The sequence below is a fragment of the Cognatiyoonia sp. IB215446 genome (assembly GCF_033963825.1).
GTDB lineage: Bacteria > Pseudomonadota > Alphaproteobacteria > Rhodobacterales > Rhodobacteraceae > Yoonia.
Map to the genome: position 1 here is coordinate 139,619 of NZ_JAXBMD010000002.1, position 18,951 is coordinate 158,569.

General features: G+C 58.5%; 20 protein-coding genes and 1 riboswitch. Of the genes, 10 read left to right on the forward strand and 10 right to left on the reverse strand.

The features are described 5' to 3' along the window. Nucleotides 1-253 precede the first annotated feature (253 nt). Together SLH49_RS08075 and SLH49_RS08080 are read left to right on the forward strand one after the other, a co-directional pair. Nucleotides 254-400 (forward strand): hypothetical protein, encoded by a 147-nt coding sequence (locus SLH49_RS08075; RefSeq protein ID WP_320268659.1) that lies wholly within the window; start codon nt 254-256, stop codon nt 398-400. A gap of 40 nt (nt 401-440) precedes the next feature. Next, nucleotides 441-1,025: an imm11 family protein gene (locus tag SLH49_RS08080; protein ID WP_320268660.1), complete on the forward strand. Its 585-nt coding sequence runs from the start codon at nt 441-443 to the stop codon at nt 1,023-1,025. Between the two features lie 88 nt (nt 1,026-1,113). Here the strand turns inward: SLH49_RS08080 and pcaD are convergent, their stop codons facing one another. The 8 genes from pcaD to SLH49_RS08120 form a co-directional block, all read right to left on the reverse strand. Beyond that, the gene (gene pcaD, locus SLH49_RS08085) at nt 1,114-1,899 is read right to left on the reverse strand and encodes a 3-oxoadipate enol-lactonase (RefSeq protein ID WP_320269773.1); all 786 of its coding nucleotides are present in this window, start codon (nt 1,897-1,899) and stop codon (nt 1,114-1,116) included. Further along, nucleotides 1,895-3,094 (reverse strand): endonuclease/exonuclease/phosphatase family protein, encoded by a 1,200-nt coding sequence (locus tag SLH49_RS08090; protein WP_320268661.1) that lies wholly within the window; start codon nt 3,092-3,094, stop codon nt 1,895-1,897. The genes pcaD and SLH49_RS08090 overlap by 5 nt, the downstream gene beginning before the upstream one ends. Then, nucleotides 3,091-4,062, reverse strand: a complete 972-nt coding sequence (locus tag SLH49_RS08095) for a threonine/serine dehydratase (RefSeq protein ID WP_320268662.1) — start codon at nt 4,060-4,062, stop codon at nt 3,091-3,093. The genes SLH49_RS08090 and SLH49_RS08095 overlap by 4 nt, the downstream gene beginning before the upstream one ends. Continuing rightward, nucleotides 4,059-4,877: an alpha/beta hydrolase gene (locus SLH49_RS08100; RefSeq protein WP_320268663.1), complete on the reverse strand. Its 819-nt coding sequence runs from the start codon at nt 4,875-4,877 to the stop codon at nt 4,059-4,061. The genes SLH49_RS08095 and SLH49_RS08100 overlap by 4 nt, the downstream gene beginning before the upstream one ends. Continuing rightward, nucleotides 4,877-5,554, reverse strand: coding sequence for a haloacid dehalogenase type II (locus SLH49_RS08105; RefSeq protein WP_320268664.1), 678 nt, complete (start codon nt 5,552-5,554; stop codon nt 4,877-4,879). The genes SLH49_RS08100 and SLH49_RS08105 overlap by 1 nt, the downstream gene beginning before the upstream one ends. Nucleotides 5,555-5,614: 60 nt before the next feature. Continuing rightward, nucleotides 5,615-6,406: an enoyl-ACP reductase gene (locus SLH49_RS08110; protein ID WP_320268665.1), complete on the reverse strand. Its 792-nt coding sequence runs from the start codon at nt 6,404-6,406 to the stop codon at nt 5,615-5,617. 4 nt (nt 6,407-6,410) lie between these two features. Continuing rightward, nucleotides 6,411-7,640 carry a beta-ketoacyl-ACP synthase I gene (fabB, locus tag SLH49_RS08115; protein WP_320268666.1) on the reverse strand — a complete coding sequence of 410 codons (1,230 nt, stop codon included), beginning with the start codon at nt 7,638-7,640 and terminating at the stop codon, nt 6,411-6,413. 332 nt (nt 7,641-7,972) lie between these two features. Continuing rightward, a complete protein-coding gene (locus SLH49_RS08120; RefSeq protein ID WP_320268667.1) occupies nt 7,973-8,254 on the reverse strand; it encodes a hypothetical protein in 282 nt (93 codons plus the stop codon). Nucleotides 8,255-8,676: 422 nt separating this feature from the next. Between SLH49_RS08120 and SLH49_RS08125 the strand changes: the two genes are divergently transcribed. Further along, the gene (locus tag SLH49_RS08125; RefSeq protein ID WP_320268668.1) at nt 8,677-9,315 is read left to right on the forward strand and encodes a TetR/AcrR family transcriptional regulator; all 639 of its coding nucleotides are present in this window, start codon (nt 8,677-8,679) and stop codon (nt 9,313-9,315) included. A gap of 227 nt (nt 9,316-9,542) precedes the next feature. On the opposite strand, the gene SLH49_RS08130 is transcribed toward SLH49_RS08125, so the two are convergent. Further along, complete coding sequence (locus SLH49_RS08130) at nt 9,543-10,310, reverse strand: DUF6065 family protein (protein ID WP_320268669.1); 768 nt, start codon at nt 10,308-10,310, stop codon at nt 9,543-9,545. 193 nt (nt 10,311-10,503) lie between these two features. Beyond that, a complete protein-coding gene (locus SLH49_RS08135) occupies nt 10,504-11,370 on the reverse strand; it encodes a glycosyltransferase family 2 protein (RefSeq protein WP_320268670.1) in 867 nt (288 codons plus the stop codon). A gap of 113 nt (nt 11,371-11,483) precedes the next feature. On the opposite strand from SLH49_RS08135, the gene miaB reads away from it, so the two are divergent. From miaB to SLH49_RS08170, 7 genes are all read left to right on the forward strand, one after another. Continuing rightward, a complete protein-coding gene (miaB, locus tag SLH49_RS08140; protein WP_320268671.1) occupies nt 11,484-12,791 on the forward strand; it encodes a tRNA (N6-isopentenyl adenosine(37)-C2)-methylthiotransferase MiaB in 1,308 nt (435 codons plus the stop codon). Nucleotides 12,792-12,969: 178 nt separating this feature from the next. Next, nucleotides 12,970-13,983 (forward strand): PhoH family protein, encoded by a 1,014-nt coding sequence (locus SLH49_RS08145; protein WP_320268672.1) that lies wholly within the window; start codon nt 12,970-12,972, stop codon nt 13,981-13,983. A gap of 35 nt (nt 13,984-14,018) precedes the next feature. After that, the gene (gene ybeY, locus SLH49_RS08150) at nt 14,019-14,507 is read left to right on the forward strand and encodes an rRNA maturation RNase YbeY (RefSeq protein WP_320268673.1); all 489 of its coding nucleotides are present in this window, start codon (nt 14,019-14,021) and stop codon (nt 14,505-14,507) included. A gap of 33 nt (nt 14,508-14,540) precedes the next feature. Then, the gene (locus SLH49_RS08155; protein WP_320268674.1) at nt 14,541-15,428 is read left to right on the forward strand and encodes a hemolysin family protein; all 888 of its coding nucleotides are present in this window, start codon (nt 14,541-14,543) and stop codon (nt 15,426-15,428) included. Further along, complete coding sequence (gene lnt / locus SLH49_RS08160; RefSeq protein ID WP_320268675.1) at nt 15,421-16,923, forward strand: apolipoprotein N-acyltransferase; 1,503 nt, start codon at nt 15,421-15,423, stop codon at nt 16,921-16,923. The genes SLH49_RS08155 and lnt overlap by 8 nt, the downstream gene beginning before the upstream one ends. Before the next feature lie 33 nt (nt 16,924-16,956). Continuing rightward, nucleotides 16,957-17,007, forward strand: a riboswitch (SAM-SAH riboswitch). A 7-nt stretch (nt 17,008-17,014) separates the two neighbouring features. Continuing rightward, a complete protein-coding gene (gene metK, locus SLH49_RS08165; RefSeq protein WP_320268676.1) occupies nt 17,015-18,196 on the forward strand; it encodes a methionine adenosyltransferase in 1,182 nt (393 codons plus the stop codon). An 82-nt stretch (nt 18,197-18,278) separates the two neighbouring features. Continuing rightward, nucleotides 18,279-18,932 (forward strand): hypothetical protein, encoded by a 654-nt coding sequence (locus tag SLH49_RS08170; RefSeq protein WP_320268677.1) that lies wholly within the window; start codon nt 18,279-18,281, stop codon nt 18,930-18,932. The last annotated feature ends 19 nt before the right edge of the window (nt 18,933-18,951 follow it).

The following is an 18,951-nucleotide window of genomic DNA, read 5'->3' on the forward strand; positions in this document are numbered from 1 at the left end:
TTCACTTTGCAAGCCCCGTTTGTTTAAACCTATGCGGCGTGGGATTGGGCTGCGATAAAGCTTTTTGACATGCCGCTCTGGCTCGTAGACAAGTTGTTGCAACCAAAGGGCGTCATGCTAGCAATGGGTGGAGCATCCACAACACGAGCCCAAATTCCATGATGACGATGGCCTATCCGAAGAATGAGACCGCCACGCCCCGGATCGGGTCCGCCCGGCGTGGTGGGCAAATGCGGCGGACCAGAAAACGACCGTGCAGGTCATCGCGAATTTCAAACAGGTGGTGAAGGATGGGGAGTTGTTGATGCATCCCATCGTGACGCGTTTGGTGGACGCGGAGACGTTGGAAAAGATGGGGGCGGGCAAGATGACCCAGTCAAACAGTGGTAAAGAGGTGTAGCCGATGGTCTATTATGTCAATCCCGGGATCAGGTCCGACGATGAAGAGCTGGAAGCAAGCCCCTACTTCAAATGGCTGGACGGAGATTTTGACAAAATCGAGCTCTACGATCGAACTCCTGATGGGGGGGCGCTTCGTCAAGCTGAAATCTGGTCGCCCCTTGAAGCCCGACCATATGCCAACCAAGGTGCAGAGGGTGGACCCGAACCGGAAAAAGGTGCCGTTATTGGATGTCGAAAACTGGTGCACCCATTTTTTCGTCAACCAGATTTTCAAGGACATACTGGAAGAATTAGAGCCGGATACGCACCAGTTTTTTCCAATGGAGATCTTCCAGAAAGACGAGAAGATTGACGACTATTACTGGCTGAATGTCTGCAACCGCTTGGACACCTTTCATCCGGAATTGACTTATCCCCGCAATGCGCGCGGTTTCTGGAGGCCGGTCGATGGCGAGCCTTCGTCTTACGTTTTCTGGACCGATGCAATTGGCGATCATCATGCGTGGATCGACAAATTCGCAGGCAGCGGTAGAAGTGGATTGTTTATGTCGGACACGCTTGTCCAACGTCTGCAAGCTGCGGGCCTGACAGGCCTCTCATATCACCAAGAGAAACAAGCCTGACTTGTCAACAGAACATTCATCAGAAAGAAATCCGATGCCATCTCTTAAAAGCCTAAGGTGGGCGAACCCAACGCACCCGTGACCGATATCAAATATGCCCGACCACTGTCATAAAGGAAGTTAGGTGTGCGGCATACTCCTCCGGCGCCTCCACACATGGCAGATGTCCGACACGGCGCATCAAGACAAATTGCGCGCCGGGGATCAGGTCAATCGTTTCGCGAACGAGATCAGGCGGGGTCCCGCGATCCTCTGACCCTGCAATGCCCAATGTCGGGATGCGCAAACCGGCCGTGGGTGTGTAGAAATCCGTGCCCGCAATCGCGGCACACACACCAGCATAGCCCTCGGCAGGGGTTGCCTGCAGCATCACCTGCCAGGGCGCCATGTCTGGCGTTCCGTAGAAATTGCGCCCGAACCAGCGTTGCATCACGTTATCAGCGATCCCGGTCATACCATGCGTCCGCACCGCGTCGATCCGGTCCTGCCAGAGCTTCGGGTTGCCGATCTTCGCTGCTGTGTTCGACAGAACCAGCGCCCGGATCAGTTCGGGGCGTTTCACGGCGAGCCCTTGCGCGATCATGCCGCCGACTGAAAGACCAACGAACAGTGCGTCTTTAACGTCAGCGGCGTTGCAGACCGCCTCAGCATCGCTGACCAATTGCCCCATGGTGTAAGGGCCGTCCGGCACGTCAGAGCGGCCATGGCCCCGCTTGTCATAGCGGATGATGCGCAAGCCACCCGGCAGATGCGGCAGGATCGGGTCCCACAGATGCAAGGTTGTGCCGAGCGAATTGGCAAAGACAACGGGCGGGCCGTTCTCTGGCCCAGTCACCTCAGCATGCAGCTTCACACCGCTGCGGGTGACCTCAATCGTCGCCATCGCCGATCACCATATGCGCCATGATTTGCCCGTGATCCGAGGCGAGTTTGTTATAGGGGGCCTCCGGATGCGAACCATCGGTCAGATGGTCGTTCAGCACGCTGAAATACTCCATTTCCCCAATTCGATCGGCGAATTCGGGCAGGAAATGCCGCGACATCAGGATCTGATCGATGCTTTCGAAGACACCGCCAAAGGCCGAGGTATAGACCATGTCGCGCAGGGATTTTTTCACGAACAGCTTCTCGGCAGAGTAAAGGCGAACCTTTCCGATGGCTTCCTGAACAATGGTGTCTTCTTCGTCAGAGTAGCGATCCCGCCGATCCTTTGCGTCGTGGCGGCGCATCCATGCATAATTCTTGAACGGCGCTTCGCCGGTGATGATCTCGGATGAGACCGCGTGTTCGCTGTCATTGAAATCACCGAGCACCATGACGGGGTTGCCCGCCTCCAACTCATCGAGGATCGCGCGACGCAGGACCCAGGCTTCGGCCATCCGCCGCAATGCCGCGCGCAGCGATCCCATCGCGCGACCGGCGGCGTCGTAATTCACCAGATCGGCCTCGGGCGGGAAGGCCGCGCCTTCGCGCCGCGGAAACTCGCCCAGCTTCGATTTGAGGTGGCAGTTGAAGACGGTCACAACCTGATCCCCAACCGGCACCCGCACCTTCAGGATCGGACGGCTCAGCCGCGATAGACGGTAGGACCCGCCATCGGCGCCGCCCAGATCGCTGAACGGAATGTCGAGCGGTTCGGGCAGATCCTGAATGACCTCTGGCAGCCCGTCAAAGCCAAACCGCGACAGGATCGCCACACCGGGGCGGCGCTGCCCCGGCCCGCCATCAAAGCTGTTTGGCGCAAAGGCCAATGCGGCCTCGGTATAGGTCTCATACGCCAGTTTGCGGAAGATCGCCTTGCGCGCATAGCGTTTGGAACGGTCGGGGATCACCGCCTCATTGGCGGCCAGCCCCAACTCATCGGTTTCGATGATGACGTCGCGCAGGGCGTCTTCGCTGAAAATCTCCTGAAAGCAGACGATATCGGCGTTCATCGTGAGCAGTTGATCGGCAAGCCAGGCCCGCTTCCAGGCATATTCTTCGGGCGTGTATTCCTCGAAACGGTAGTATTCTTCCTCGGCCTCGATCAGGTTTTTGACGTTGAAACTGGCAATGGTGAAACGGGTCATGAGAGGGTCTCCAGCGCCTGGGCAAAGATCGCGGCGTCCACATTGCCGCCTGTGGCGACCGCGATGATGGCGTCGCCCTCAAATGCGTCGGGGTGGAACAGGGCGGCGGCCAGTGCTGCGGCACCGCCGGGTTCGATCACGATCTTCAGGCGTTCGAACGCATGCGCCATCGCCCGCAGACATTCATCTTCGCTTACAACGATCCCTGGCCCGCAATGCGCCTGCATGATCGGAAACGTGATATCGCCCGGCTGCGGCGTGATGATCGCGTCGCAGAGCGAACCTGAGAGGCGTTCGTTGCGCTCAATCCGCCCGGATTTGAGCGATCGGGTGACATCGTCAAAGCCTTCAGGCTCGACCGGGCGGACCCGTAGCCCCGGCGCATCGGCGGCCAGCGCCAGCGCAATGCCAGAGGTCAGCCCGCCGCCGCCACAGCAGACTGCGACATCGGCCTGCGTCACGCCAAGCGCGTTCATGTCTTCGGCAATCTCCAAACCGCATGTGCCTTGCCCGGCAATCACTTGCGGCTCATCGAACGGCTTGACCAGCGTCAGTCCGCGTTGTTCCGCCAGCGCTGCGCCGATCTCTTCGCGCGATTCAGTGGCGCGATCGTAAAGCACGACCTCGGCCCCCAATGCCTTTGTGTTCTCGATTTTGAGTGCGGGGGCATCCGACGGCATCACGATGACAGCGGGCACGCCATGTTCCCGGGCGGCGAGTGCGATGCCCTGCGCATGATTGCCGCTTGAAAAGGCGATCACGCCAGCCTTCAACGCATTGTCCGTCAAAGCCGAAATCGCCGACCAACCGCCGCGAAACTTGAACGATCCGGTATGTTGCAGACATTCCGCCTTTACAAAGACCCGACGCCCGGCAATGTCATCAAGGAACGGGGATGTCGGGATCGGCGTCCGCCGCGCATGGCCAGAAAGCCTTTCGGCGGCGGCACGGATCATGTCGATATTCATGTCAGTTGTCCTATCCAGTCCTGCAAGACTGCCAGCGCCTCCGGCTCATCCAGAAACGGCACATGGCCGCGTCCGGGCACGTCTGTGCGCAGCATGTCGGGGCGACGGCGGGCCATTTCGTCGGCCGTTTCGGCGGTCAGAAGGTCGGAATTTGCGCCGCGGATGAGGGCCAGTGGCAAGCCGTCCAAAGCGTCGAACAGTGGCCAGAGGTCGGGCACCGGCTGTGCACCTGCCTCCAGCACCGCATCGCGCAGTTTCGGGTCGTAGCGGATGATCAGACCGTCCGGCGTTTCCTGATATTGGCCCTGCACTTCGGCCATCCAGCGGTCCATCGGAACGTCCTCAAAATGGGTCCAGTTCGTGGCGCGAAAGGCCGCCGCCTCGGCATAGGTCTTCTGCGCCGGATTGCGCCCGATATAGTCCTTGATCACGTCAAGGCCCTTTTTGGAGATCTCTGGCCCGATATCGTTCAAGGCTACACCGATCAGCCGATCCTTGGCTGTCGCCGCGAGCATCATCGCAATAAGCCCGCCGCGCGACGTGCCGAGGATCGCCGTTTTCTTAAGCCCCAGATGATCCATCAGCGCAAGCACATCCTGTGCCTCTTGCGGGATCGTATAGGTTCTGTGATCGGCCCAATCCGATTGCCCGCGACCGCGATAGTCGGGCCTGATCATCCTGACAGGCAGATGCGGTGCCACATGGTCAAAATCCGCCGCGTTTCGCGTGAGGCCCGCAAGGGCAATCACCGGCACACCGTCGCCTTCATCCAGGTAATGCAGGCGCAGGCCGTCTTGGCTTTGGAAATACGGCATCAGACGAGCTCTGGGATGGTCGTCAGGTCCGGCAGAACATGATGCGGTTTGGCATAGAGGCGGTCCATTGGCTCACCCGCCCGGTTCACCCAGACGGTTCGAAAGCCATAACCTGCTGCACCGGCGGCGTCCCAACCGTTTGAGGACACGAACAGGACCTGATCGGGTGCGCATCCAAAGTGCCGCCCGACCAGATCGTAGACGCGCGCATGCGGTTTGAACACGCCGACCTCTTCAACGCTCAGCACAGCATCCAAATTGTCCTCAATCTCGGCGGAAGACACAGCCGCGTTCAGCATATCCGGGCTGCCATTCGACAGGATGCCAGTTGCCAGCCCTGCGGATTTGAGCGCGCGTAGCATCTCAGGAACTTCCGGGTAGGCGGCAAGCTCCCAATAAAGCTCCAAGAGCCGGGCGCGGGTCGTGTCGCTTGAGAGGCCGTTTGCCTCCATGGCCCAGTCCAGCCCGTCTTGTGTGACCTGCCAGAAGTCACAATGCTGATCCGCCACCGCCCGCAGCCAGGTGTATTGCAACTGCTTAAGTCGCCAATAGCGCGCCAGCGCGGGCCAAACCTTTGACAGATCCGCATGTGCAGGCTCTGCGGCGGCTTGGGCCGCTGCCGCATTGACATCAAACAGTGTGCCATAGGCGTCGAAGATACAGGTGGTGATTGGCATCAGAGTCTCCACAGATCTGGCCGAAGCATATCGTGGGGGTGCCGCCTCACCACGCCTTGGTCACACCAGATGATCCGGCTGCGGCATCCCCAAGACGTGGAAGCCGCCATCGACCCGAATGATCTCTCCGGTAGTGCAGGCGCCCGCGTCAGAGGCGAGGTACACGGCGGTGCCGCCCACGGCTTCGAGCGTCGCATTAGCGCGCAAGGGCGCGTTCTGGTCGGTATGTTTGTATGTCCGCCGCGCGCCGCCGATGGCTGCTCCAGCCAGCGTTTTCATAGGTCCAGGGCTGATCGCATTGACGCGAATGCCCTGCGGCCCCAGATCATTGGCCAAATAGCGTGTCGTGCTTTCCAAGGCGGCCTTGGCCACGCCCATGACGTTGTAGAATGGTGTGACGCGGTTGGACCCCTGATAGGTCAGCGTCAGCAGCGTGCCGCCAGTGGGCATCAGCTGGGATGCTCGGTTTGCGACGTCAATGAATGAATAGCATGAGATTGCTAGCGAGTTTTTGAAGTTGTCGCGGGTCGTGTTGATGAACCGGCCCGTCAGTTCGTTCTTGTCGGAATAGGCAATGGCGTGCACGACGAAATCAAGGCTGCCCCACTTTTCCTTTATCACCGCAAACGCTGCATCGAGGCTCGCATCGTCGGTCACATCCACATCCAGCATGATGTCCGACCCAACCGATTCCGCGAGCGGTTCCAGCCGTTTGCCGAACGCCTCGCCCTGATAGGTAAAGGCCAACTCTGCCCCGGCCTCGGCCATTGCCTTGGCGATCCCCCATGCAATCGAGCGTTCGTTGGCGACGCCCATGATCAGGCCGCGTTTGCCGTGCATTGACTGTGTCATGGAATTACCCGTGGAATTTGGACATGAGCATAGAGCCGTTGGTGCCGCCAAAGCCGAAGGAATTGGTCATCACCGTATCAAGCCCCGCGTTCTCTACCAGCTCTGTGGCGATCTCGGACGGATCAAGGGCAGGGTCGAGGTTTTCAACATTGATCGAAGGTGCGATGAAATCGTCCTGCAGCATCAAGAGGCAATAGATCGCCTCTTGCGCGCCGGTGGCACCTTGCGAATGACCGGTCATCGATTTTGTGGAACTGATCGGCGGCGTCGATCCCTGGCCAAAGACGCGGCGGACCGCCTCAACCTCACCTACATCACCGACTGGCGTGGAGGTCCCGTGGGCGTTGATGTAGCTGACCTTGCGACCCTCTGGCAGTGTCTTCAAAGCGCCGCGCATCGCCCGTTCACCACCCTCGCCCGAGGGGGCGACCATATCGGCACCGTCGGATGTGGCGGCAAAGCCTGTGACTTCGGCATAGATATTGGCGCCGCGCGCTTGCGCGCTTTCGAGGCTTTCCAGCACGACCATCGCGCCGCCGCCTGCGATCACAAAGCCATCGCGGTCGGCGTCAAAGGCGCGCGACGCCCGTTCCGGAGTGTCATTGTACTTCGATGACATCGCGCCCATCGCGTCAAAGAGGCAGGAGAGAGTCCAATCCAGCTCCTCACCGCCGCCCGCGAACATGATGTCCTGATTGCCGAGCGCGACCTGACCTGCCGCCATGCCGATGCAGTGCAAAGAGGTCGAACAGGCCGAGGTGATGGAGAAGTTAATCCCCTTGATTTTGAAGGCCGTCGAAAGATTCGCGCTCACGGTCGAGGACATCGCCTTCGGCACGGCGAATGGACCGATCCGCTTGGTGGCGCCGGTCTCTTTGACGACATTATGCGCCGTCAGCAACGCAGAGGTCGATGGCCCGCCGGATCCCGCGATCAGACCGGTCGTTGGATTGACAATGTGATCCTCAGTCAGACCCGCGTCATCAATAGCCTGTTGCATCGCGATATAGGCATAAGCCGCACCTGGCCCCATAAAGCGCAACGTGCGTTTATCGATGTGTTCGGTCACGTCGATATTGACCGTGCCAGCAATCTGGCTGCGAAAACCATGCTCGGCCATCTCGGGGCTTGCCTCAATGCCGGAGCTTCCCGCTTTCAAAGCTGCGGTGACCTCATCGGCGTTGTTCCCGATAGGGGACACAATCCCCAAGCCAGTAATGACAACACGGCGCATAGCGGCTCCCTCAATCGTTCAGCCGTTGTGTAGGGGAGAGGGGACGCAGGGGCAAGTAGCGGTATTTTTGAAGGTGATACTTTCAACTTTGATGCCTGTCGTGAGCTCACTTCGCCCGATGCTGCGCAGTGCTCAAACAGCTGCAAAGCAAGCTGAGCCAACACTAACGCTTACGAATAACTCCAATAACAACCACAACAGTGTCTTTTCGACGGTGCATCAGTTTCCGGCAAGCAGGCAGTTCCGTAGATATCGCCCGTTCTGCCCGCTTCCAAGACGTGGTCTTGCAGCACACTGGAAAGACAACTCAAGACCTTAAAGAGACGGCGCGATCACGAGAGGCGAAGCGCGCTCGCGAGCTTCGCCAGGAACAGGCTGTCGCCAACATGGAGCGACATGGGGCCTTCTCTTTCAATAGGTTCGCAATGCCGACCCGCGCGCGGACCGCTTGGAAATTCGACGCAGAGAATGGATCCAACGAGCGTCCAATGCCCCTGGAACTCGCCAAAGTCGCTATAAATGGTTAGTGAGCCGTCCTCGCCAAAGAAAGCCTCGAAGCGGTGGTTGGCATCATAGCCAATGAAGTACCCATTGTTCAGGATTGTTTCTGCCATGGGTGGTTTTGGATATCCGACCAGAATAGACACGCCTATCAGAACACCAAGCAAGGCAGCACTGCGTTTTGGTCGGCTAAGAGGTTTGAAAGTGCGCATTCGATGTCCTTTCCTTGTTGTGGATTGATTGATGTTTCGGGTTGTTCTGTTCGGCTCAGGTTGCAGCCGGAAGCATGAGCGGCTTTGAAGTGCGCACCCTGACGTAAGTCTGATGAGGATTGGGGGCCAATAGAGCGAGAACGTGCGCCTCGCCCTCGTCCAAATCCTCTTCGTCCGAAAGGCATCCTATGAGTGTAAGCAACCACACAACGGCTCCATTGGTGCTTTCGGTTTCAATCGTTTTCTTTTGGTATTTATAAATACCATTGCTGCTCTCCATATGGTATTTGCAAGTACCAATTTCAAGAGATATCTTCCGGCCCATGAGTGAAACGCCAGACGCCCCGGTTCGCACGAAGCCCGCCGACCGACGTGACGCTTTGATCGCATCCGCGCGACGGCACTTTGTTGAGAAAGGGTTCGAAGCCACATCGCTCGACGATCTCATCGCCGACACGGGGGGGTCGCGCAGAAACATCTATGAACTCTTTGGCGGCAAAGAGGGCGTTCTCGGCGCTGTGTTCGAACAGATCATTTCTGAGATTGCCGAAACTGCGGACCTGCCGGTTGAGGCAGACATGAACCCGCGCGATTGGCTGATTGGTGTCGGAACGGCCTTTGTTCGCCAGATGCTTGATCCAGAGATTATCGCCGTGTTCCGCCAGTTCATCGCCAACGGCGCTCAGTCAAAAAATGAGGCAGAAAGGCTCTGGCAAAGCGGCCCCGAGCGATTTCGCCGAACGCTCGCAGCCTGGCTGACGGAACAACAAGACGCCGGGCTTCTCGACATCGGCGATCCAGACTTCGCGGCAACCATGCTGCCTGAGATGTTCCGTGGAAGCCTCCAGATCGAGATGCTGATCGGACGGCGAAGATTGGTCTCTCAGGACGAGGTCCGTCAACAGGTCGAGAGAGCAACCGATCTTTTCCTCAAGGGCTGCGAACCCAACACAACCAGATAGCGGATGTCTACATCGGCAACGATCTGCACCCATGACTGCAATGCCAAAATGACAGCAGGTCTGACTTCTCTGAGACGCAGTCGCTAAGTATTTGAGGCCCGGCGCGTCGCGCATAGTGATTTTGAGAGCGGCCGAAAGTGTTCGAATTAGAGCTTCGATGTCGTTTGCTGAACAACCGTAATCTCGAAAGTCTTCTCATTACATTGATTTCTTGCCTGGGAACTGGCTCAGATCGGACTTTTGAGCCTGCGGCGCGACAGATGGAAATCCGGTTCAAACCGTCCTGATGGATCACGTCCCTTGACGTAGTCGCGCTGCCAGCCTTGCTTGACGGTTTCGGGATCGCCTTCGGCGAGACGTGCATGAAAATCGTTCCGCCCTTTGCGCCAATGTTCGAAGCTTTGTTTCAGCTCTTCGGCCTCATCAAATGTCCGAAGCCGCGGTTGGATGTGGTCAAGGGCGGCATGAGGAACAAGCGACAGGAAGCAGAACGCCTCACCCTTCTCGAAATGGACTGTTCCCGGACGTGTGAAACGCCAGTTCATCGTGAAGGTGAAGGGCAACCAATCTGTCTCAACCAGTCCTTCAAGTGCTGTAATCCCGTCTTTGACGGTGTTTGGCGCTCCGCGTGCGGCAATGGCCCAGCCGGGTGATGTGCGAAAAAGATAACCGGGGTGAAATGTCAGGATACCGTGCCCAAAAGCCGGGACCGCCAGATGTTTGACCAGCTCGCCAGGCTCATCACTTGTGATGACGACATCGGTTGGCAAATTGCCACCGTTCCAGTGCGCGGCAATTGAAAACGGCATGATGATTTCCCAGCCGCTCGAATTGGCAATCGGCAGCGGTGTGCAGCGATAGGCGAAACGGCTGTTTGTCTCATCCATCCAGTCACGCGTGGCCCTGCCAGGTATGATCTCTGGCGTGTTTTCGTGTTCTCGGAAACACTCAAGATCCGGGTAGACGGGAAGCATTTCGCGATCGCTGTCAGGCATGTATTCTGGTTCCGATAATGTTGGCAGCCTGAGATACGTAAGCATCTGCCGCCAGTGCGATCAAGTTGCATCTGCGGAGGTGGCCATTGTCGGCAGACCCACGGCAATCAGCGCGTTGGAGAGGCGGCTTCGTGATCCTGTTGTGTCGGATTGCATCTTCGTTAGCCCCGACCTGAACGGTGGGCCGGCTTTTTCAGAACCACTGGCCCGGTTCTATCCATCCGTGATCCATCAATTGTTGTGCGCGCCACTCAAACTTTTGCGATTGCTGCCAGTGGAACCCCGAAATGGCGTGTCTGCTACCAGAGTTACGACGTAGTGCCTTCGCGGTCCGGAAAGAGGCGACAGAAGCCGTCAGGTTGTGATGCCAAGGACAAGACATCGTATTGTATTCATCGATGTTAAAACTGCGGTCGGCCAGCATCCTCAGCCCTGGCTGCGCTCGAAAAAGCGGTGCGCGATCAATTCGCCGTCTTTCCAGCGCGATATGTTCCTCAAATCGCCAGCGCAGTCCACCAAAGACATGCATCTGCCGGTCAAGCGCAGTGCCTTCCGCATCCGTCCGCGCCAACGCATAATGACCGGAGCGGTCAAAATAGGCATCCTCGCGCGCCACTCCAGTTGGATGGGCCGAAAGATCACCGGCATAGAGATCGACCACATAAGAGGCCACCACGTCGCGCCGTTCCTCGACCATGAAGCCCAGCATCTCTCGCACGCTGCGCTGTTCTGAGAACGGGTAAAACAGGTATTCGGCGTTGTAACTGTAATAGATCCATTGACCGGGGGCCGCCTCGATGATCGCATTGACGATCTGCATCAGTGCGCCATCGGCGGTCACGTCATGGTCGACCTGGTGGATATCATCGGGCAAATGGTGGCGCGCGGCGAAGTCCCGCGCGCAAAAGGCGATGATTTGTGCAAATCCCAGTGACTGATGATGCTGGATCGTACTCTCGACTTCAACCGCATCCTCGACCAAGATCAGCGCAATTGGCCCTCGGGCCAGCACATTCCTGCTGTCACGGATCAGGGCGGTCAGGTCAGGATAGTGCGTCATCTGGGCATCCGGTTGGGCTGGGCGCAAGGTCTGCCATCTTGCGCCGCATTGCAAGCGCCCGCGCGACCCGCTAGAAGGCCGCCCATTCACCCCCTAAGCTGCGAGCCTCTCCCATGTCTGCGCCCAAGAAGCTTTTTATCAAAACCTATGGCTGTCAGATGAATGTCTACGACAGTGAACGCATGGCCGAGGCGCTGGGCGGTAAAGGTTATGTCGAAACGCAAGTTGCCGATGACGCGGATATGATCCTGCTGAACACCTGCCATATCCGAGAGAAAGCGGCGGAGAAGGTTTATTCGGAATTGGGGCGCTACAAGGACTTGAAAGCCGAAAAACCCGATCTGAAGATTGGCGTGGCAGGCTGTGTCGCGCAGGCCGAAGGCGAAGAGATCATGCGGCGCCAGCCGATGGTCGATTTGGTGGTGGGGCCGCAAAGCTATCATCGTTTGCCTGCGATGGAAGATGCGGTGCGCTCCGGTGAAAAGGCGCTCGACACCGATTTCCCTGATGACGACAAGTTCGACACGCTCAAGACCCGTGCAAAGGCTAAACGCGGACCGACCGCGTTTCTAACGGTTCAGGAGGGGTGCGATAAATTCTGCGCCTTCTGCGTCGTGCCTTACACACGCGGTGCGGAAGTATCGCGCCCCGCTGCCCGCGTGATCCGCGAGGCGCAGGAACTGGTAGAGGCGGGCGTGAAGGAAATCACGCTTCTGGGGCAGAACGTGAACGCCTATCACGGCCATCCGGACGGACTGGCCGGGCTGATTTGGGAATTGGACAAGATCGACGGTCTGGCCCGTATTCGCTTCACGACCTCTCATCCCAACGACATGGACGATGCGCTGATCGACGCACATGGCGCCTGCGAAAAGCTGATGCCTTACCTGCATCTACCGGTTCAATCCGGCTCCGACCGGATCCTCAAGGCGATGAACCGCAAACATACTGCCGAAAGCTATATCCGCCTGATCGAACATATTCGCGCCGCGCGGCATGATTTGTTGTTGTCAGGTGATTTCATCGTCGGCTTCCCTGGCGAGACCGAGGAGGATTTCGAGGACACCATGAACCTCGTCCGCGAGGTCCATTATGGACAGGCCTATTCGTTCAAATACTCGACCCGCCCAGGCACGCCAGCAGCCGAAAAACCGCAACTGCCAGACGAGGTTGCCCATGACCGGTTGCAGCGTTTGCAGGCGCTTTTGCGAGAGCAACAGCAAGCCACGCAGGCCGCGATGGTGGGGCGCGAGGTCCAGGTGCTTTTTGAGAAGGCAGGTCGCGAACCGGGTCAGATGATCGGTAAATCAGAATATCTGCACGCTGTTTATGCCGAGGCACCTGCGGATGTCTTGGGACAGGTCCGTGCAGTCAAAGTGATCGAAGACAGCCCGAATTCGCTCAAAGGCGCGTTGGTGTAGCGGGGTGCAAATTCCTTGATAAGGAATTTGTTCAGACTTTTCGAAAAGTCTGATGCGCAGCAGGCGCGGTGGTTTCCTGCCTCAATTGATGTCAATTCGATGACAATTGCTGTTGCGTGCTTGCGCCTTGCGGTCGGACTTGCCACGATATCAACATATAGACTCAAAGGAGAGCTGTTTGGCCACCAGTGCCCTGACCCCACCCGCTGACCCCGTCAACGAATCCCTTCTGGAATTCCCCGACAACTTTCTGCTGATCGACCTCTGTGGCGAGTATGATCGCAACCTGACCACCATCGAAGACAAGCTGGGCGTGCAGATCCTGCGCCGGGGGAACCAGTTGGCTGTGATCGGCGAAGATGGTCCGCGCCACGATGCCACCCAAGTGCTGCAATCGCTCTATAGCCGCCTTGAGGCGGGCCGCACGCTCGAACCTGGTGATCTCGATCGGGAATTGCGCATGGGTCCCGACGCGATGTTTGATCCAAGCGCGGACGGGGATCAGATCGAGATGTTCAAGGGCGAAACCGCCCGTGTGGAAATCAAGACCCGCAAGAAGCTGATCGAACCGCGCACGGATGCGCAGAAAGCCTATGTGCAGTCGCTTTTCACGAATGAGCTTGCCTTTGGCATTGGTCCGGCAGGCACGGGCAAGACCTATCTGGCAGTTGCGGTTGGCGTGAACATGCTGATCGGTGGTCACGTGGACAAAATCATCCTGTCACGACCTGCCGTCGAAGCGGGCGAAAAGCTGGGCTATCTGCCGGGTGACATGAAGGACAAGGTCGATCCTTACATGCAGCCGCTTTATGACGCGCTAAACGACTTTCTGCCGGGCAAGCAGGCGGCGAAGATGATGGAAGAAAAGATCATCGAAATCGCCCCACTCGCCTTTATGCGCGGGCGGACCTTGTCGAATGCCTTCGTCGTGCTCGATGAGGCGCAGAATGCCACGACCATGCAGATGAAGATGTTCCTAACCCGTCTGGGTGAGGGCTCGCGCATGGTCATTACCGGGGACCGCACCCAGATTGATCTGCCGCGCGGTGTCAGTTCCGGCTTATGGGATGCCGAGCGTCTGCTCAAAGACATTCCCAAGATCAGCTTTAACTATTTCTCGTCGAAGGATGTGGTGCGCCATCCTCTGGTTGCGGCCATTATCGAGGCTTATGAGAAAGATGAGGCAGGCTAAGGGCATGATCCCGCACAGGCTGTCAGGTCGGGCCCATGAGCGTTGATATCGTGATCGAAGACCCGCGCTGGGCCGATATCGCAGCACTGGCCGAGAGAGCTACGGATGCGGCACTGGAGCGGCTCGGCCTTGAACCATCTGCGTTTGAGATAAGCCTTCTTGCCTGTGATGATGCCCGGATTGCCGTATTGAACGAAGACTTCCGTGGCAAGGCAACGGCCACGAATGTGCTGAGCTGGCCATCGGCCGAGCGCGCGGCGGCCATGGACGGCGAGATGCCGTTGCCGCCATCGCCGGGCGTGGATGCGGAACTCGGTGACATCGCTATCGCCTTTGAGACCTGCCATCGCGAGGCGACAGAAGCTGGCAAGCCCTTTGCCGATCATACACTGCACCTTCTGGTACATGGTACGCTGCATCTGCTGGGATTTGACCACGTGCGCGACCGCGATGCGACGCTGATGGAAGGGCTTGAGACAGAAATTCTTGGCAAGCTGGGGCTTTCTGACCCATATAGGATGTAGACCGGCCAATGCGGCCACACAGGTAAGGAACACATGGGCGATACCGGCGAGGGTCCATCTATCGCAGCGCCAGGCGCGCAAACGGACCAGAACGAGACACAACCGGGCCTTTTCGCGCGTCTTCGCGATGCAATTCGCCCTCCCGCCCCTGCAGAGGTTCACGACGCCGTGCCGCGCGAGGCCGCGCGGGTGTCGGGGTCGGTTCTGGGCATGCTCAACCTGCGTCGGATGCGCGTGGAGGATGTAGCGATCCCCAAGCCCGATATCGTTGCCGTCCCCTTGGGCATCACTAAGGATGAGTTGGTTGGCACCTTTCGCGATTGCGGCCTGACCCGCCTGCCGCTTTATGACGGCACGCTTGATACGCCGATCGGGTTTCTCAGCCTCAAGGACTTTGCCCTGCGGCATGGATTTAACGGCAATGGCCCGGATCTCAACCTGCGCGACATCGCCCGGCCTCTGATCTATGTGCCACCATCGATGCCACTTGGGGTGCTCTTGCAAAAAATGCAGGCGGAGCGGACCCATATGGCGCTTGTCATCGATGAATATGGCGGCACGGACGGCCTTGTGACCATCGAGGATGTCATCGAACAGGTCGTGGGCGAGATTGAGGATGAGCACGACATCGAAGAGGCCAAAAGCTGGGTAATGGAAAAGCCCGGATGCTATCTGGCCCAGGCCCGCACCGATCTAGATGATTTTGAGGCCGAGATTGGCATGAAGCTGACCCAACACGCTGATATCGATGAAGAAGAGATCGACACACTGGGCGGTCTCGTCACCTTGCTGGCCGGACATCTACCTGCCCGTGGCGAGGTGATCGTGCACCCTGACGGCCCGGAATTTGAGGTCGTGGACGCCGATCCACGCCGGATCAAGCGCTTGCGCGTCAGGCTGCACAGCGCAACGCATGGCTGAGACCATTTCGCAGCGTTTTGCCGATGCAAAGGCTTGGCATCGTTTTGTGTTGCTGGGAGGTCTGGGCGTTGTAGCCGCGCTAGGGCAGGCGCCGTTGGACATCTGGCCCGCCACGCTGCTCGCATTCGCGATCCTGTTCTGGCTCTATGATCCGCAAGCGACGCCCAAGCGGGCGATGTGGCAGGTTTGGGCCTTTGGCGTTGGTTACTTTGCGTTTTCCTTGCGCTGGATTGTTGAGCCGTTTTTTGTCGATCTGGCCCGGCACGGATGGATGGCGCCCTTTGCCATCATCCTGATGGCTGCGGGAGCCGCTTTGTTCTGGGGGCTGGCGGCTTGGCTTTCCCAACGTTTTTTGCGGCGCACGGCATCGTCACTGGGGCTGATGATTGTGGGTGCCGAGATCACCCGCTCGCTCATACTCTCAGGCTTTCCTTGGGCGCTGATCGGGCATGTCTGGATCACCACGCCGATGGCGCAGCTCGCCGCCTTTGGAGGTCCGCATCTCCTAAGCCTGCTGACCATTGTGGCCGCGCTGGCACTGACAGCATTGGCAGGGCCGCGCAGGATGACCGGTGCGGTGGTGCTTGTCGCTTTTGCTGTTGCGGCTTTCCTGCTGCAACCCGGAGCGCCGGTACCGCCAGAGCCGGATGCACCGATGGTCCGCCTTGTTCAGCCAAACGCGCCGCAGCATCAAAAATGGGACCCTGCCCATCGCGATGCTTTTGTTAGGCGCATGATCGCGGCAACTGGGGAAGGGCCGCGCCCCGATCTTGTCGTCTGGCCTGAAACGGCGATCCCCTACCTTTTGAACCATATCGAAGATGACATGCGAGTTATCGTGGATGCCGCGCGTGGCGCGCCGCTTGTCTTTGGGATCCAGCGCTTTGATGTGGATCGCAGCTTTTACAACAGCCTTGTTGTCATGGGGCCAAGCGGAACGGTTGATGCCATCTACGACAAGCGCCACCTTGTACCCTTCGGCGAGTACATGCCGGGTGCCGCCCTTCTGGGGCGCGCCGGTATGGCAGGGTTGGCGCGCAATCTCGGCACGGGCTTCACCCCCGGCGCAACGCCCGGACCAGTTACAATCCCGGGGATTGGCAACGCCATTCCGCTGATTTGTTATGAAGGCATTTTTGCCGAGGAAATCATTGATGGTGGGGACCGCGCTCGTCTTCTGTTGCTGATCACAAATGATGCGTGGTTTGGACAGGCGGCAGGGCCTTATCAACATCTGGCGCAAGCCCGATTGCGCGCGATTGAACAGGGCCTGCCCATGGTGCGCGTGGCCAATACCGGGATCAGCGCGATGATCGACGCGAAGGGACGCATTATCGCGCATCTTCCGTTGGGCGTTAACGGAGCTCTGGATGTGGCTTTGCCCCCAGCCTTGCCCCCGACATTCTACGTTCGGATGGGCGATTGGCCTGTGGTCATTGTGCTCATTTTGTTAACCATTGGTCATGTAATAGGGCGCATGCGCGAAACTAATTGACCTTCGCGCAATGACCCCATAGACGCGACAAAGGTTCTGTCACAACGGCTTCCTGACGTGGCAGATTTTTTTCTTATCGGAGCACATCCCCATGGCAAGACAAGACTACATTTTCACTTCGGAATCCGTGTCCGAAGGTCACCCGGATAAGGTCTGCGACCGCATCTCTGACGCGGTGCTGGACGCATTTCTGAGCGAAGAGCCTGAGGCGCGCGTCGCCTGTGAGACATTTGCCACGACCAACCAGATTGTCATTGGGGGCGAGGTGGGCCTGTCGGATCAATCCAAGCTGAAGGATTACATGGGCCGGGTCGAAGATATTGCCCGGGCTTGCGTCAAGGATATCGGGTATGAGCAGGACAAGTTCCACCACGCGACCTGCAACATCACCAACCTGCTGCACGAGCAGTCCGCACATATCGCGCAAGGCGTAGACGCCGCTGAGGACAAGGATGAAGGTGCTGGTGACCAGGGCATCATGTTCGGCTATGCCACGACCGAAACAGAGGCGTTGATGCCCGCCCCGATCCAATATGCCCATGCGGTCTTGCGGCGCCTGGCCGAGGTGCGCAAATCGGGCGAGCAGCCCACCTTGCGTCCTGACGCGAAAAGCCAGATCTCGCTGCGCTATGCGGGCGGCAAGCCCGTCGAAGTGACCTCGATCGTGCTGTCCACCCAGCATGAGCACGAGCACCAGACCAGCGACGATATCCGCGCAATCGTGGAACCCTATATCCGCGATGTCCTGCCCGATGGCCTGATCACCAACAAGACCGAATGGTGGGTCAACCCGACCGGCATCTTCGTGATCGGCGGACCGGACGGAGACGCGGGCCTCACAGGTCGCAAGATTATCGTCGACACCTATGGCGGTGCGGCGCCCCACGGTGGTGGTGCGTTCTCCGGGAAGGACCCGACCAAGGTCGACCGCTCCGCCGCTTATGCCGCACGCTATCTGGCGAAGAACGTTGTGGCGGCTGGCATGGCAGAACGCTGCACGATCCAGCTGAGCTATGCAATTGGGGTGGCGAAACCCTTGTCGATCTATGCCAACACGCACGAGACGGGCGAGGTGGCGCCAGAGGCGATTGAACAGGCCATCGCCGAAGTTATGGACCTGACACCGCGCGGTATTCGCGAGCACCTGTCGCTGAACAAACCGATTTACGAGCGCACCGCGGCCTATGGGCACTTTGGTCGTGAACCTGATGCGGATGGCGGTTTCAGCTGGGAGCGGGCTGATCTGGTCGATGCGTTGAAACGCGCAGTCTGATCCTCGGATGTTTTTCCAAGGCGATGGCGCCTTGGAAAAGCCATATCAGCCGGTAAACTGCCGTCGGGGTAAGGAGTGCCTGATGATACGGACCATGCTGATGAGCCTGGCCATTGCATGCATTTGCACGACGGTCTCGGCGCAAAAATATGCAGGCGAAGTTGGCACGACGGCCAGTAAATTCACCGTCGATGGCGCGTTGCTGATCTACAACAGCGACAACGTCACCGGTGACGCGTATCCCGAGATCGACGGGCCGGATGTGGACCAGTTGCGGACCTTGCTGCGGCGCAACCCGGATATCACCACATTGCAACTGACCAGCACAGGCGGTCTTGTCTGGGCAGGCAATGAAATGGCACATATCGTGCTGGATTTCGGGCTCGACACTGTGGCCGAGGGCGAATGCAACAGTTCCTGCGTCACGATTTTTCTGGCGGGAGAAAAGCGTAGTCTGACCCGCGGTTCGCGTCTGGGTTTTCACCAGAACAGCTGGTCGGAAGCGGGGATGCGATCCTATTTCAAGGAATGGCGCGAAGATGAGAATTGGGACACCGCCTTTGATTTCGCCTCATGGGTCTATCAGGACACCCAGCACGAAACCGCCGCCCAGATCGAGTTCATGATCGACCGCGGCGTCGATCCGCTCTTTGCGGTCGAAACCAAGATGTACCGACCCATCATGTGGTTTCCATCAAGGCGAGAGCTTGAGGCGGCAGGTATCCTGCGTGATTGATCACAGGCGCGGGCCTTGC